Here is a 15,725-nt window from a genome sequence, read left to right as displayed (position 1 = left end):
GATGCCAAGACTGTCGCGTCGTGCGCTCGTCGCAGCCACGCTTGCGGTCCCTGCCATGGCGCATGCGCAGCAACGACCCATCCGCCTGATCGTCCCTTTCGCGCCCGGCGGCGGTTCGGACACGCTGGCGCGACTTCTCGCGCCCGCTCTCGGCAGCGAGCTCAACGCATCGATCGTTGTCGAGAACCGTGCCGGCGCCGGCAGCCAGATCGGCGCCGAGGCGGTGATGCGCAGCGCTCCGGACGGCACCACGCTTCTGTTCGGTGATACGCCGCTCACCACCATCCCGGTGCTTCAGGTCGCCGCCGGCAATCCGGCGCCATTCGACGCCGCCAGGGATTTCATGCCGATCTCGGCCGTCGCCGCGGCGCCGGCGCTGCTGGTCGTGGGAGCGAACACGCCGTGGCAAAACACGCGTGACTTCCTCGCTGCCGCGCGCCAACGACCCGGCGCGCTGAACGTCGCCTCAGGCGGCGTCGCCACCAGCACGCATCTGATGATCGAACTGCTGCGCCTTCGCGCCGGTGTGCAACTCACCCACGTCCCCTACCGCGGCACGGGGGCTGCGATCCCGGACCTGCTCAGCGGCCAGGTACAGGCGATGATCCAGGCGCTCGCGACCAGCGGTCCGATGATCACCTCGGGTCAGATCCGCGCGATCGGCGTCGCAGCCGAACAGCGCATGGCCGCACTGCCGGACGTGCAGACTCTGCGCGAGCAAGGTGTGGATCTGGTCGCCTCCTTCTGGTGGGGGGTGCTCGGACCCGTCGGTGTTGCGCCCGAGATGGCCGAGCGGCTGCACGTCGCGTTGCAGGCGGCGATGGGCTCGGAAGCGGTGAGCGCGCAATTGCCCGCACTGGGTCTGGAGCGGCTGCGGCTTGGGCCGCAGGAATTTCGCGCGATGCTCATGAGCGAGACGTCGCGGTGGCGAGATGTGGTTCAGACGGCAGGCATAAGGCCCGAATGATGACTCGTTCCCTTCGTATCGGCGTCGATGTCGGCGGCACCTTCACCGATTTCGTCCTGGTGGATGAAGGCCAGGGCCGCGTGCTGACCGGCAAGCGCCTGACCACGCCGGACGATCCGGGCCGCGCCATCCTCGATGGCATCACGCGCCTGCTGGGCGAAGCCGGCAGCGAGATCGGCGACGTCCGCCAGGTGGTGCACGGCACGACGCTGGTGACGAACACGGTCATCGAGCGTAAGGGCGCACGCATCGGGTTGATCACCACGCGCGGCTTCCGGGACAGCCTCGAGATGGGTCGCGAGATGCGCTACGACCTGTACGATCTCGCACTTGAGAAGCCGCAGCCGCTGGTGTCGCGTCCGCGCCGGCACGTGGTGACCGAGCGGCTGAACGCGCAGGGCGAGATCTTGCGGCCATTGGATGACGCCGAGGTCCGCATCGCCGCCCAGGCGCTGAAGGCGCAGGGCGTGGAGGCGGTGGCTGTCTGCCTGCTGCATTCCTACCTCGACCCCACGCATGAACGCCGCATCGGCGCCATCCTGGCCGAGGAACTGCCGGGCATCCCGGTCACGCTGTCGAGCGACGTCGCCCCCGAGATCCGCGAATACGAACGCGCCAACACCGCCTGCGTGAATGCCTATGTCCTGCCGTTGATGGATCGCTATCTGGCGAAGCTGGAACAGGAACTGCACCGGCGCGGCCTGGCCGGGCCGCTGCATCTGATGCTCTCGGCCGGCGGGATTGCGACGGTGCGTCATGCCCGCGCCAACCCGGTGCAGCTGATCGAGAGCGGCCCGGCGGCCGGTGCGACGGCGGCGATGCATGTCGGCGCAGCCTGTGGCCTGTCGGAGATGATCTCCTTCGACATGGGCGGTACCACCGCCAAGATGTGCCTGATCGAGGGCGGTGTGGCCGAGCACTCCTCGACCTTCGAGGCGGCGCGGGTGAAGCGCTTCCGCAAGGGATCGGGCCTGCCACTGAAGGTGCCGGTGATCGACCTGATCGAGATCGGCGCCGGCGGCGGGTCCATCGCCGCGGTCAATGCCATGGGGCTGCTCACCGTGGGGCCCGAAAGCGCGGGATCGGTGCCCGGGCCGGTCTGCTACGGGCGCGGCGGGCGGCATCCGACGGTGACGGATGCGGATCTGCTGCTCGGGTACCTTTCGCCGGATTACTTCCTCGGCGGCGAGATGGGCCTCGACCGCGCGGCGGTGGAAGGCGCGGTGCAGGAGGAACTGGCCGCGCCGCTCGGGATGACCGTGGATGACGTCGCCGCCGGCATCCATGCCGTGGTGAACGAGAACATGGCATCCGCGACGCGCATGTACATCGCCGAGAAGGGACGCGATCCACGCCGCTATACGCTGCTCGCCTTCGGTGGCGCGGGACCGGTCCATGCCTATGGCTTGGCCAAGCTGCTGAAGCTGCGGCGTATCATCGTGCCGGCGGGCGCGGGTGTGGCCTCGGCACTCGGCTTCCTGGTGGCTGCACCGGCGATCGACCTGGTGCGCAGCGGCGTGCGGCGCCTGTCCGCCGTGGATTGGGCGGAGGTCGCCCGACACTACGCGGATATGGAGACCGAAGCCCGCGCGCTGCTGATCGAGACCGGCGCCGCGCCGGGCGATGTCACCCTGCGCCGTACCGCCGATGTGCGCTACGTCGGCCAGGGCTTCGATATCGCGGTGACGCTGCCGGAAACGCTGAACGCAGAGACTGTGGAAGCCGCCTTCCTCGATGCCTATCAGCGCCTGTTCGACCGACGCATCGAAGGGTTGCCGATCGAGATGCTGTCCTGGCGTCTGCACGCAAGCGCGAGCCGCCCGGCCGTGCCGGCCACACTTGGTGCGAGTATCGGCGGCGATGCGCGGAAGGGGCTGCGCGACGTCTGGTTCGCGCAGACCGGCCGCAGGCCCTGCTCCGTATACGACCGCTACCGCATGCAGCCAGGTGCCACGCTGCGCGGCCCTGCCGTGGTCGAGGAGCGTGAGTCCACAACCGTCATCGGCCCGGATGCGAGCTTCGGTCTCGACGCCCAGGGCAATCTCGTCATCGACATCGACGCGGCCGAAGCCGCCTGAGGGAAAGCACCATGGCCAAGAACGCACCCTACGCCTGGATGGATGGCAAGATTGTCCCGTGGGAGCAGGCGACGATGCACATCGCGACCGAATGCGTGCTGCGCGGCGAGAACGTCTTCGAAGGCGAGCGCGCCTATTGGTCCGAGGCCGAGCAGGAGTTGTTCCTGTTCCGTCACGCCGACCACGTCGCCCGTCTGCGCCAGGGTGCGCGCATCATGCGCATGGCCATCCCCTACAGCGATGACGAACTCGAAGCCGCTAGCATCGCGCTGATCAAGGCCTGCGGGTATCGTGGCCCGGTGCATTTCCGCCCCGTCGCTTATTTTGACCAAGGCGAGCTAACCGACTACCTGCCGAGCGAGATCCGCACCGGCATGTTTATCCTCGCCTTCAGCAAGCCTTCCACCAAATCGGTCGAGGCCGGCGTGACGTCCTGCGTGTCCACCTGGCGACGCAATTCGGATCTCGCGTCGCCGTCGCGCATCAAGTCGGGCGCGAACTACCACAATTCCCGCCTCGCCTACATCGACGCGCGGTTGAATGGCTTCCAGGTGCCGATCTTGTTGAACGCAGCGGGCAAGGTCGCCGAAGGGCCCGGCGCCTGCTTCATGATGATCCGAAAGGGCCGCGTTATCACCCCGCCGGTCACCGCCGACATCCTGGAAAGCATCACGCGCGAGACACTGATTGAGGCGGTCCAGGCCGAACTCGGCATCGAGGTAATCGAGCGCGAGGTCGACCGCACCGAACTCTATGTCTGCGACGAAGCCTTCTTCTGCGGCAGCGGGCATGAAGTCACACCGATCAATGCGGTGGACCACTACGATGTCGGAGCGGGCAAGCCCGGCGTGCTGACACGCCGCATCCAGAAGCTGTATTTCGACATCGTCTCGGGTGCCGTGCCGCGCTACCGGCACTGGCTCACCCCTGTCTATGGCAATGCCGCGCGCAAGACGGCCGCCGAGTGAGCACGCCAGCACCGCATCATCAACAGGAGGCGAGTATGACGATCACTCTCCGGCGGCGCACCCTGCTCGCCGCCATTCCGGCAGCCGTCGCTGTGCCTTCGGCGCTGCGCGCACAGCCGGTCGCGCGCGACGTGCGCTTCGTCGTCGGCTTCGCTGCCGGCGGCAGCGTGGACGCCATGGCACGCATCGTCGCGCAGGCCCTCGGACCCCAGCTCGGTCGCAACGTCGTGGTGGAAAACCGCACCGGCGCGGGCGGCTTCATCGGATTGCAGACGGTCGCGAATGCACCGCCGGACGGGCATGTCCTGGCCATCGCTTCCGGCTTCAACCTCTCCGTCTCCCCGGTGCTGCCGGGGATGACCATGCCTATCGACCCAGACGCCGAACTGACGCCGATCGGCGGCATGGGCCGCGGCGCGATGGTGCTGGCTGCGCGCCCCGATGCGCCGTTCCGCGACATGGCCGGCTTCGTCGCCTATGCGAAGGCGAACCGCACCACCTGTGGGCATGGCGGAGCCGGGTCGTCGCCGCATCTGATGGCCGCGCGCATGGCGCAACTGGCGCAGATCGATCTCGACTTCGTCGCTTATCGCGGCGGTGCCCCGGCGCTGCTGGACCTGATGGCTGGCCGCATCGACGTGTATTTCGCCCTGCTGCCAGAGGCCTTGCAGCACATCCGCAGCGGCGCGATGCGTGGGCTTGCCGTCGCCACCGCCCAGCCGCATCCGACGCTGCCCGATGTGCCGGTCATGCAGGCGACGCTGCCAGGTATGGTGGGCGGCAGTTGGTGGGGCCTGTCGGGGCCGAAGGGCCTGTCGCCCGCGTGGGTATCGTACTGGTCCGACCAGATCCGCATCGTGACCACGAAGCCCGAGGTGCGGCAGCGGCTAACCGAATCGCTGATCGACGAATCGGACACGTCCACCGCAGCGTTCCGGGCGGAGATCGCCAGCGAACGCCGTCTCTGGGCCGAGGTCATCCGCGCCGCCAACATCCGCGTCGAAGGCTGAACCATCCATGACCCGCAGCGTCGGCCGGCTGATTGCCGAAAGCCTCCTCGCCCACCAGGCGGACCTTCTGTACTGCGTCCCGGGTGAAAGCTTCCTCGGCCTGACCGACGCGATCACCGATCTACCGGCGCTGCGCCTCATCGTATGTCGGCATGAAGGCGGGGCGGCCTATATGGCCACGGCCGATGGCCGGATGCGTGGTGGTCGCGCCGGGCTTTGCCTGGTCTCGCGTGGGCCGGGTGTGGCGAATGCGATGATCGGCCTGCACACCGCCTTCCATGACGCGGTGCCGATGATCTTGCTGGTCGGCCAGATCGAACGCCGCGATCGCGGCCGCGGCGCCTTGCAGGAACAGAACTACGGTAAGCTACTGGGCGACACGACCAAGGCGGTGATCGAGGTCGATTTCGCCAGCCAGGCCTCGGAAGCGATCGCCCGCGCCTACCACCTCGCCGAGAGCGGCACGCCGGGCCCGGTCGCGGTGATCCTGCCAGAGGATTTGCTTGACGATCCGGCGGAGGATGTCCCGCTCGCGCGGCCGCGCAGCCTGGCTGTGCCGCGACCCGGCGAAGATCAACTCGCGGAACTCGCCGCGCGCCTGGCGGTGGCGGAACGTCCGCTGGTGCTGGTGGGCAGCGCGATGGACGGACCACCAGACAGGCTTGCCGCCTTGGCGCAGTTGGCCGAGCGTTGGATGCTGCCCATCGCGCCCACGCATCGCCGCCCGCATCTGTTCGACAGTCATCATCCCCACTACGCCGGCTATGTCGGCAACCGTGTGCAGCCAAAGCTGCTGGCGGCAATGAAAGACGCCGATCTGTTGGTCGCCCTCGGTGAGCGGCTGACGGATGTGGTCAGCCAGTCCTACAGCTTCCCCGCTGCACCCGACCCGCAGCTTCCCGTCATCCATGTCTGGCCCGATCCGTCTGAGCTCAACCGCGTGTTCCGGGTCGATGTGCCGATAGCCGCCGATCCGCACCACGTTGTCGCAGCGCTGTTGGCGCGCCAGGCGCCGGCGATGCCGCTGGGGCGCGCTGACTGGATCGCGCGGCTGCATGGCATCCACCGCGCGCTGACGGCACCGCGTCACGAACCCGCGCCAGACGGCGTGAATTTCGCCGCGGTCTGCATCGCGCTGGCCGAACGCATGGCGCCCGATGCGGTGCTGACGACGGATGCGGGCAACTTCACTTCCTTCGTGCACCGATACATTCCGTTTGGCCCCCGCAATATCTTCCTCGGTTCGGCCGTGGGTGGGATGGGGGCGGCCGTGCCGATGGCCGTGGCCGCCGCGCTGCGCCATCCCGGGCGGCAGTCCATCGCCGTGGTCGGCGATGGTGGCGCATTGATGACGGGGAATGAGATCGCCACAGCGATGCGCCACGGCGTCGCACCGGTGGTGTTCGTGGCCGACAACCGGACTTATGGTTCGATCGGGATGCACCATGCCAACCGCTATCCGGGCCGACCGGTGGCCGCCGCGGCGGACCTGACGAACCCTGACTTCGCTGTCTGGGCCACTGCCTTCGGCGCCGAGGGCTATACCATTCGCCAAGAGGCTGAGATCGCGCCGGCGCTCGCGGCCGCGCTCGCACCGCGGCGCGTGCCCGCTGTGGTGCATGTGCATGCCTCGGCGCAACAGATCACGGCGTGGCGACGGTCGAGCGGCTAAGCTTCCGAGCGGGTCACGAGCCGTCACCCGCGTAGCTTGTCGTGCCCGGGCACGCAATCGCTATGCGCGAGGCAGCTATCCGCGCGATGGGGCATCTCCGTGCAGCCACCAGCGCGCTAAGATAGCCCACCGATCGATCGAGGAGTCGCCATGCCACCGAAGCCCGCCATCGCCTGGTTCCCGAAGAAGGGCTTCGCCGTGCTGCGCGCCGCGCAGGCGGACGCCGGTCAGATACCGGCGCGCTGGGAAGATTGGCGCCAGAATCTCGAACATCAGTTGCAACAGCTCGGACGCGTCCTTGAAGACTGCACACGCGTGGACCTTGAACTCATCCCGCTGCGGCACTTCTGCGACGTGAAGGGTATCCCGATGGATTCGCGCGGGCGGAGCCTTTTCGCCGCGACCGTCGCCGCCGTGGTTGCGCAGCAAAGGCGATCATCCGAACACTGACGGCGGCAAGCACCAGACTGCGCGTCGGGCTCGCTCATCGACCCGATAGCCAGCGCCGACCGGCCACTGCTATTCCAGTTCCACGGCTGGGACATCCACACCCGATTCAGGTAAAGTGCGAACAGCCGCATTCGGATGCAGCGACACCACCACGCCGACCCGAAGCGCCGCAACCGCAAGCGCGATGATGTTCCAGCGGGGACGAGGCAACGACACGGCGATTCCAAAGATGCGTTGATCGACGCGGCCTACTCAGGCTGGCCCCTTCCATCACGTCGCAGGCTTCGGCGCCAGCCGGTCCATGCGGGCGTGGGGCATCTTGCCTGACCCTACCCGCCGCACCATTCAGTCTCCCGGTCGCTGGTCCTAGCCGTTCTCGGTATCCAAGATAGGCTCGCCCTGCATGATGTAGCTGAGGAATCGGGAGAGCCGCCCTGCGGCGTCACCCTCTGGCGTTGCTGAGGCCGCAACTCACCCGGCTGCGCTGTGACGACACGCGGACGCTGGCGCGCATGCCCACGGGGCGGCGTGTTCGCGTGCCGGGTCTGGTGCTGATGCGCCAGCAGCCGATGACAGCCAAGGACGTGATCTTCGTGACCATCGAGGATAAGCACGGGCATGCCAACGTGGTGGTCTATGCGCATGTCTCGGAGCGTGACCGCATCCCACTGCTGACCTCGCGCCTGCTGGTGGTGGATGGCCCGGTGGAGCGCGAGGACCAGCACTCGGAAGTGCCGATCATCCATCTCATCGCGTCGCGGCTGATCGACCGGTCGGATCTGCTGCGGTGTCTAATGAAGATGGGCGAGGACGCGACCGAAGGAGCGGAAGCAGTGTTGTATGTGCGGATGCCGGCGACGCGGGACTTCCGATGAAGTGCGGCCGTTAAAGCTTACTTGTCCAAATGGCCGCTTCGCGCCCGCTCCCGCCATCAAGCGACGTGATCACCTACGCCACAAGCCGACAAGCATGGCCTCCTTCCCTACCTTGCGAAGCCAATCCGCGAGGCCGCACCGGACCCGCAAGAAAAGTGATGGCGCCGGTACCGCTCGATGCGCTAATCGCGGCACATCTAAAACTTCGTGCCGCTCCTGCCTTAAAAGGGCATTCAATGCGTTTTTCCTTCGCGGCGGCGACGTAGCGCCACGTCATCCGGCCACGGGTAGAGGCGGTAGCCCGCGAAATGGTCATCCGGCCCCAGGGCGTCAGCAAGCGGCCGCGGCAGCGGCAACGTCCCGCAACCGGCGGCCGGCGGCTCGTGGGGCCATTCCGCGAGCAGGGCGCACCGCGCACGGCGGCTCTTCAGCGTCGGGTGGTCGCGACCGCGATGGAGTAAGCGAACGCTGCGGGCCCCAAAGGCCGCATAGGCAGTCTCCCCGGACTCGATCAGCCAAGCGGCCACCGCATCCTCGACCTCGGGCGTGGCGGCGAACCGGACCAGGGTGATCCAATCCGCATCCAGCAACGGATGGCGGTTCGCCGCGACGGCGGCGTTGTATTCGTAGATGGTGTGCGTCCAGTCCTTCCGCCCCGCGCAGGCGGGTGCGGCATAGGCGTCGCGCTCCTTCATGCGGCGATAGCCCTCGCTCGCGACGATGTCCCAGGCCGCCGCCTCATAGAGGTCGATGACATCCATCGCCCCCGACACGGCGCGATAGGAGGTGCAGGTGCGGAAGCCGAGCTGGTAGAGATCCGGCGCGTGTCGTCCCGCATACCAGTCGTAGAAGGCCGGCAGGTCGGTCGGCGCAATGTTCAGCTCTGCGACATAGACGATCTCGCCACTCATGGTGCTACTCGATCTTTCCCTTGATGGATTCGATGAGGTTGCGCCACCGCTCGGATTCCGCTGATACCATCTGCACGAACTGCGGCCGGTCGATCTCGCCCGGCTCCAGGCCGTCGGCGAGGAAGCGGGCGCGGATGGTGGGATCGGCCACCGCGCGCGCCACCGCCGCCTCCAGCCGCGCAATGACGGGTTCAGGGGTGCCGCTCGGCACGCTGACGCCGTACCAGCTATAGGCCGTGACGCCGGGCAGCCCGGCATCCGCCATGGTCGGCAGGTCTGGCGCGGCGGGCGAGCGCCGGTCGCTCATGATGGCGAGTGCGCGGAGCTGGCCGCTGCGTGCGGCCGCCAGCGCCGTTGGCGTGCCGTCGAACATGAGCTGCACGCGGTTCGCAATCATGTCCACCGTGGCCGGCGCATTGCCGGCGTAATGCACGGCGACGATGTCCACGCCCGCGGCGGCCCGCCACAACTCGCCCACCAGATGCGCCGACCCGCCGCGGCCATGGCTGGCGAAGTTCACCACGCCTGGCCGCGCCCGTGCATCGGCGATCACCGCCTGCATGGTGGCCGGCGGATAGAGGGGCGAGGACACCATGACGAAAGGCATCTTCACCACCAGCCCGACCTGAGTGAACTGATTGACCCGGTAGGGCAGGCTGGCCGGCAGATGTGGCGCAATGGCCAGCGTCGTCGAGGTCGCGAGCAGCAGCGTATGACCATCCGGCGCCGCGCGCGCTACGGCTTCCGCACCGATCGCGGTATTCGCACCGGGGCGATTGTCCACCACCACGGGCTGGCCGAGTGTCGCGCTCATCGAGGTGGCGAGCTGGCGGCCGATGATGTCGCTCGCACCGCCGGGCGGGAACGGCACGACGAGGCGCAACGGTCTGCCTGGGAAACCCTGCGCGCGCGGCAGGGACGGTGCTGCGATCGCGCCGATCGCGGCCGTGGCGAGGACGCGGCGTTTCAAGATCATGCGATGGCCTCCTCCGGGCTCGGCGTTCAGCGCTTCTCGATATTCCAGAAGACCAGCGGCGCCGTGCGGATCACGCCCGAGACCTCCCGCCTCCAGGCGAAGGGCGAGTAATAGGTGCCGGTCAGTACCACCGGCAGGAAGTCCCATAGGGCACGCGCCAGTTCCTCAAGGATCGCGGCGCGCCGCGCCTCGTCCGGTTCCGCCGCATAGGCCGTGCGCAGGCGTTCGATGTTCTCGTTGCACGGCCAGCCGAGGTAGTTCCGCTGCTCACAATTGGTATTGATCGTCACATTGAGCAGCGGCGTCCACATACCCGTGCCGGACAGCGCGGAGGGCGTCAGGTGCCAGCCGCCCGTCGCCGGATCGCCCTTGTTGAGGCGGCGCGCCTGCACCGCCGCGAAATCCATGAGCTGCAGGTCGACATTGGCACCGATCCGCCGCAGCGCATCGGCCGCCACCTCGGCAAGCGCCTGCTGCGCCGGCAGTTCGCGCGTGCCGATCAGAACGATGCGCTCGCCGTTGTAGCCTGACTCGCGCAGCAGCGCCCGCGCTTGCTCCATGTTCTGCTGGCGATAGGGTTCGGAGCCGACTTCCGTGCCGTTGGGCGTGTCGCAGCCGAAGAAGGAGAAGCAGGACGGCCGCCACCATTCCTGCGTGCCGTAGCCGGCCGCCATGAAATCCGCTTGGTTGACGGCCAGCGCCAGAGCCCGGCGCGCGCGCACGTCATTGAAGGGCGGGTGCAGGAAATTCGGCCGGAGATAGGAGACGGAGGCGAGCGGTGCGAGCCGCGTCACCACGACATTCCGGTCGCGCTGGAGCAGCGGGATCATGTCGGCCGGAAGCTGGTCGATCAGGTCGATCTCGCCGCGCCGCAGGGCGTTGCCGCGCGTCGCGGCGTCGGGGATGAAATGCATCTCCACGCGATCGACCAGGGCGCGCTTGCCGCCGGCCAGCCCGTTCGATGGTTCGTCACGCGGCACGTAATCCTGATTACGCTCCCATACCGCGCCGACGCCCAGCATGTAGCGGCTCGGCACGAAGCGGAACGGGCCGGAGCCGATGGCCGTCGTCACCGGGCGGAACGGGTCCTGTTGCGCATCCTGCCGCCGCATGATCAGCGGCTGCGCACCGGTGATGGAGCCCAGCGCGAGACGCAGGAACGGGAATGGCCGGTGCAGCTGGAAGACTACCGTATCGGCGCCGTCGGGCGACAGCGATTGCAGATTGGTCTTCAGCAACTGGCCGAGCGTGTCGCGCACCATCCAGCGGTTCAGCGAGGCGACGACATCGTCCGACGTCACCGGTTGACCGTCATGGAAGCGCAAACTAGGCCGCAGCGTCAGGCGGTAGGTTAGCCCGTCGGCCGAGATCTCCTCGCGCCCGACCATCTGCGGGCGCGGCTCGCGGTTCTCGTCCAGCGAATACAGCGTGTCATAGACCATGCTGCCGTGCTGGCCGACGGTCGTCGCTGTGGTGATCATTGCATCCAGTGTCGCGAGGTCGGAACTGGGCGCGTAGCGCAGCACGCTCTCCGCACCGGCGGGTGCGGCCAGGGCCAGCGCGAGCGCGGCGGCGGTGGCCAGGGATGTGTGACGGGCCATCTCGTTTCCTCCTCGCGCGCCTTCAGCGACGCGGCGTTGTGATCGTGTCGCCGACCCAGCCGGCCATGTAGGTGAGCGTCCCTGGCCGAACCATCGCCGGCACCGCCTGGCCCACCATCAGGATGGGTGGCGCCTTCGGCACGAAGGGTTTCATCACAGCCGGCCCCCAGCGGTCGAAGCCGGGGCCGGTGCCTGTCTCCCGCCCAATCGGGTCGATGACGAATTCCTCCAGTCGTTCGCCGGTGACGATGCTGGTGACCCAGCCGATCACGCCCGGGCCGACCGGCTTGCCGACCTGCTCAGCGCCGAAATCGCTGCACAGCGCGCCATCCTTCGAGGCGAAGAACAGCTTCACCTGATCGAGGATGTCCACGCGATCCGGCCCCGTCGGCGCATCATCGAGATGGCCGCGGTAGCGCAGCATGTTCAGGCAGCCTTCGACGGCCATGGTCATGTCGTTGCGATCAGCGCCACCGAATTCGATCAGCGTGGATTGCATGCCGGCGCGCTTCGCCTCGGTGCACAACTGCCCCGGCGTATGCCGCCCGACCATGACGGGGATGTAGCCGAAGGACGCCGTCAGTTCGAGATTGCCGTAGTCATAGGCGAATTCGGTGGCGCGGATCGGCGTGCCGGAATGCACGTCGATCACGCAGTCGGCGCGTTCCTTCAACGCGTGGAACAGCGCATGGGCCAGTTGGTCCGACACGGCCCCATGCGGCGCGCCGGGAAAGCGGCGGTTGAGTTCCACGAGATCCGGGTTGTGCCGCGTCGCCGCCTGGAAACCGAAGGGATTAATAACCGGCAAGATCAGCACCGTGCCCTTCACTGGGCGTTGCCGCAGCCGCCGCGCCAGTTCGTGCATCGCCAGCACGCCGAGCGGCTTGTCGCCGATCATGCCGGCGAGGATCGCCGTCGCGGGTCCGCCGCTGCCGAATTCCTGGACATGGATGCGCCAGGGGAATTCATCCACCCGCGTGCCGGGCAGGTCGATGTGCCAGCGCTTTGGTTCAGCGGGCATGGGCGTTACGCCCCGCGCGCGTCGCGGCGCGGATATAGGCGGGCGGAACCTCGATCTGCACGCCGAGTTCCTCTGCAGCGTGCCATGGCCAGCGGGGATTGTTCAGCATGCCGCGACCGATTGCGATCATGTCCGCCTCGCCGGATGCAATGATCGATTCTGCGTGCACCGGTTCGCGGATCAGCCCGACCGCCATGGTTGCCATATCCGCGCCCGCCTTCACCGCCGCGGCGAACGGCACCTGGTAGCCCGGGCCGTCGGGGATAGTCGCGAAGCCGTTGCCGCCGCTCGACATGTCCGCGTAGTCGCAGCCACGACGCGCGAGTTCGGTGCCAAAGGCGACGGCCTCCTGCGTGTCGATGCCGCCTTCGATCCAATCCGTGCCGTTGAAGCGGACGCCGAGGGGGCGATCTTCCGGCCAGGCGGCACGCACCGCCTCGAACACTTCCAGCGGGAAGCGCATACGGTTCTCGAGGCTGCCGCCATAGGCATCCTTGCGCTGATTGGCGATGGGCGAGAGGAAACTGCTGACGAGGTAGCCATGCGCGCCGTGGATCTCGAGCAGGTCGATGCCGAGCCGTGCGCAGCGCCGCGTCGCGTCGGCGAAGGCGGCGAGCACGTCTTCCATGTCCGTGCGGGTCATCTCGCGCGGCACGGGCCAGCCTTCGGCCCAGGGGATCGCGGAAGGCCCAATCGGCAACCAGCCGCCTTCCTCGATCGAGGCATGACCGTAACGCCGCCCCGCGGTTGGATTGACGACCGATGCCTTGCGCCCCGCATGACCAACTTGCAGACCGATCGGCATGCTGCTGTAGCGGCGCACGATGGACAGCACGCGCGCCAGCGCCTCCTCGTTCTCGTCACTGTAGAGGCCGAGGCATTCGCGGCTGATCCGCCCGCGGGGCTCGACGCCGGTGGCCTCGATGATCAGCAGCCCGGCGCCGGACAGCGCCAGATGGCCGAGATGGATGATGTGCCAATCCGTGGCATTGCCATCGACGGCGTGGAACTCGCACATCGGCGCGATGATGATGCGGTTCGGCAGCGTCAGGCCACGCAAGGTGATCGGGGAGAAGAGTTGGCTCATGGAGCGGTTCCATTGCGCTTGGGGGCGGTCGCAAGGCGCAGCGCGGGATCAAGCGCCCAGGGGTACAGGCGCCATCCGACGAAGCCCAAGGCCGGGTCGATGCGCGCGGACAGCCAGTCGGGCAGGGACGTCGTAACGTCCGAAGGCGGCTGCGTCGCCCATTCCGTGACGAGTGCAAGGTGTGGACGGATCGAAGGGCCAGTCGGCGCGTCGCGCCCGCGGTGCAGCAGACGCACCTGGCTGGCACCTCGACCGGCGAGCAGAGCGGCGCCGCCATCGCCGAGCCATGCGGCGATGCGCGCCTCGGACGCCGCGTCGCCGTCGAACCGCCAGATCATGATCCAGTCGGCATCGAGCGGTGCGGCCGCATCACGCGAAGGCAACGGCGTCGTCGCATGGTGCTGATACACCGTGCGGCTGTTGGGCAGGCCCTTGATGGCCGCCGGCCGCCACGGATCGGCGACCGCTACGGCGCGATACCGCTCGAAAGCGGGGCGAGTGAACATGTCCCAATCATCGGCCTGGTAGATGTCCACCACCGACATCGTACCGGCCGTTCCGATGTAGGAGGTGCAGTTGGTGAAGCCCGCATTGAACAGATGCGGCGCGTGAACCGATGCGTACCAGTCGGCGAAGGATGATAGCGCCTCGGCGGCCGGCTCGATCTCGACGACGTAGAAGACCGGCTCACCCATGCCATCCTCCCTCGTGGTTGGCGGCATCATGGCAGGCGCCCGGGACGACGACCATCCACCATCGCGCCCCCCGCACTACGCCACCCGCCGGTCCAGCCAGTCGCGGAAGCGATACCAATTGCCCACCATCGGCAGCATCCACGGCGTGCCCGTGTAGAAGGGGCGGGTCGGGAAATCCCGCCCGTCGAAGACCGGTAGCTGGTTGGTCTTGCCCAGCAGCTTCTTGCCGACCTCCGCGCCGAGATGGGAGAGCATCGCGACGCCGGCGCCGTTGCAGGCCATCGCGTAGTGCAGGCCCTTTTCCGTGCGCCCCATATGCGGCAGGTAGTCGAAGGCGAAGGCGACGTTGCCGGTCCACGCATGCGTCACGCGCGTGCCCTTCAGCTGCGGCCAGCGCTGCAACATCATCGAATGCAGGATCGGTGCGGACACTTCCGGCGAGACCTGCGTGAAGCGCGCGCGACCGCCGAAGATCACGCGCCGGTTGTCATGCGACAGCCGGTAGTAGCTGAGGATGCGGCGGCTGTCGGCGAGGGTGCGCTGGTTCGGGATCAGGCTGCGCGCCAGCTCCGGGTCCAGTTCCTCGGTCGCGATGATATGCGAGGCTACGGGGATCAGCCGGCGCTTCAGGTCCGGCGCCAGCGAGCCCGTATAGCCATTGGTGGCGATGACGACCTCGCGCGCAATGATGGGCCCGCGGGAGGTCTCGACGCGCCACCCGTCCGCGATGCGCGTGAGGGACCCGGCTCGCGTTCGGCCGAGCAGTACTGCGCCATGGCGCAGCGCCGCCTGCATCAGCCCACGATGGTACAGCCCTGGATGGATCTTGCCGGTGCGGTTCACCAGCATCCCGCCATAGTAGTAGTCGGAGGCGATCTCCTCGCGCTGGCGCTCGCGCGGCAGCATCGACGCGTCGGCCATGGCGAATTCGTTCAGCGTGTCGATCTTCGCCGCCATGCCGTCGTAGTGCTTCGGCGTCCAGGCGCCGACGAAGCGCCCGGTGCGTTCGTAGAAGCAGTCGATGCCTTCGCGCTGGATCAACGTCTCGATGAAGGTCAGGCCTTCCGAGGCATCGCCCATGATGGCGCGCAGCCAGTCGCGCATCTCCTCCGGGCTCTGGCGGCCCTTCGCACCGGACAGGCCCTTGCCGACATTGTTGCCACCCGACACGCCGCCGCCATTGCGCGTGGATGCGCCGAAGCCGAGCGGTTCCGCATCCAGCACCACCGGCTGCGCGCCGCCGCGACCGAGCTCGATCGCGCAGTTCAGCCCCGTCAGCCCACCGCCGACGATGACGACATCGGCCTTGGCTGGCAGGTCCGTCGGCGGGTCGTCCTCGCCCATGGCGATGGCTTCCCACCAGAAGGGGCGGGCCTTGAAGTCGGGATGGAAGACGTTGGTGTCCATCGTGTCC

General features: G+C 67.8%; 14 protein-coding genes. 7 read left to right on the top strand and 7 right to left on the bottom strand.

All coding sequences use genetic code 11. The features are described from left to right. Position 1 precedes the first annotated feature (1 nt). The 7 genes from AC2YHJ_RS15705 (at position 2) to AC2YHJ_RS15675 (ending at position 8,020) form a co-directional block, all read left to right on the top strand. Positions 2–967, top strand: a complete 966-nt coding sequence (locus AC2YHJ_RS15705; protein WP_487397016.1) for a Bug family tripartite tricarboxylate transporter substrate binding protein — start codon at positions 2–4, stop codon at positions 965–967. After that, positions 964–3,045, top strand: a complete 2,082-nt coding sequence (locus AC2YHJ_RS15700) for a hydantoinase/oxoprolinase family protein (protein WP_487397015.1) — start codon at positions 964–966, stop codon at positions 3,043–3,045. Before AC2YHJ_RS15705 ends, AC2YHJ_RS15700 begins: the two co-directional genes overlap by 4 nt. Positions 3,046–3,056: 11 nt before the next feature. After that, entirely contained in the window at positions 3,057–4,013 is a 957-nt protein-coding gene (locus AC2YHJ_RS15695; RefSeq protein ID WP_487397014.1) for a branched-chain amino acid transaminase, read from the top strand. Positions 4,014–4,048: 35 nt separating this feature from the next. Then, entirely contained in the window at positions 4,049–5,023 is a 975-nt protein-coding gene (locus tag AC2YHJ_RS15690; protein ID WP_487397013.1) for a Bug family tripartite tricarboxylate transporter substrate binding protein, read from the top strand. 7 nt (positions 5,024–5,030) lie between these two features. After that, complete coding sequence (locus tag AC2YHJ_RS15685; protein WP_487397012.1) at positions 5,031–6,695, top strand: thiamine pyrophosphate-dependent enzyme; 1,665 nt, start codon at positions 5,031–5,033, stop codon at positions 6,693–6,695. A gap of 150 nt (positions 6,696–6,845) precedes the next feature. Continuing rightward, complete coding sequence (locus AC2YHJ_RS15680) at positions 6,846–7,145, top strand: hypothetical protein (protein ID WP_487397011.1); 300 nt, start codon at positions 6,846–6,848, stop codon at positions 7,143–7,145. Between the two features lie 512 nt (positions 7,146–7,657). Continuing rightward, positions 7,658–8,020, top strand: a complete 363-nt coding sequence (locus AC2YHJ_RS15675; protein WP_487397010.1) for a hypothetical protein — start codon at positions 7,658–7,660, stop codon at positions 8,018–8,020. A gap of 233 nt (positions 8,021–8,253) precedes the next feature. Here AC2YHJ_RS15675 and AC2YHJ_RS15670 read toward each other — a convergent pair whose 3' ends face one another. The 7 genes from AC2YHJ_RS15670 to AC2YHJ_RS15640 all read right to left on the bottom strand — a co-directional run bounded on the left by AC2YHJ_RS15670 (position 8,254) and on the right by AC2YHJ_RS15640 (position 15,718). Next, the gene (locus AC2YHJ_RS15670; RefSeq protein WP_487397009.1) at positions 8,254–8,931 is read right to left on the bottom strand and encodes a hypothetical protein; all 678 of its coding nucleotides are present in this window, start codon (positions 8,929–8,931) and stop codon (positions 8,254–8,256) included. Positions 8,932–8,935: 4 nt separating this feature from the next. Further along, the gene (locus AC2YHJ_RS15665) at positions 8,936–9,907 is read right to left on the bottom strand and encodes a Bug family tripartite tricarboxylate transporter substrate binding protein (RefSeq protein WP_487397008.1); all 972 of its coding nucleotides are present in this window, start codon (positions 9,905–9,907) and stop codon (positions 8,936–8,938) included. 26 nt (positions 9,908–9,933) lie between these two features. Then, positions 9,934–11,508, bottom strand: coding sequence for an ABC transporter substrate-binding protein (locus tag AC2YHJ_RS15660; protein WP_487397007.1), 1,575 nt, complete (start codon positions 11,506–11,508; stop codon positions 9,934–9,936). Between the two features lie 22 nt (positions 11,509–11,530). After that, complete coding sequence (locus AC2YHJ_RS15655) at positions 11,531–12,529, bottom strand: succinylglutamate desuccinylase/aspartoacylase family protein (RefSeq protein WP_487397006.1); 999 nt, start codon at positions 12,527–12,529, stop codon at positions 11,531–11,533. Next, the gene (locus AC2YHJ_RS15650; RefSeq protein ID WP_487397005.1) at positions 12,519–13,616 is read right to left on the bottom strand and encodes an NADH:flavin oxidoreductase/NADH oxidase; all 1,098 of its coding nucleotides are present in this window, start codon (positions 13,614–13,616) and stop codon (positions 12,519–12,521) included. Before AC2YHJ_RS15650 ends, AC2YHJ_RS15655 begins: the two co-directional genes overlap by 11 nt. Next, entirely contained in the window at positions 13,613–14,311 is a 699-nt protein-coding gene (locus AC2YHJ_RS15645) for a hypothetical protein (RefSeq protein ID WP_487397004.1), read from the bottom strand. The genes AC2YHJ_RS15650 and AC2YHJ_RS15645 overlap by 4 nt, the downstream gene beginning before the upstream one ends. Positions 14,312–14,386: 75 nt before the next feature. Next, on the bottom strand, positions 14,387–15,718 hold the full coding sequence (locus tag AC2YHJ_RS15640; RefSeq protein ID WP_487397003.1) for an NAD(P)/FAD-dependent oxidoreductase: 1,332 nt from the start codon (positions 15,716–15,718) through the stop codon (positions 14,387–14,389). Positions 15,719–15,725: the final 7 nt, after the last annotated feature.

This window comes from Roseomonas sp. SRI_022, assembly GCF_057586215.1.
Note: the sequence above shows the minus strand (reverse complement) of the source record. Positions and strands in the feature narration are given on the sequence as shown.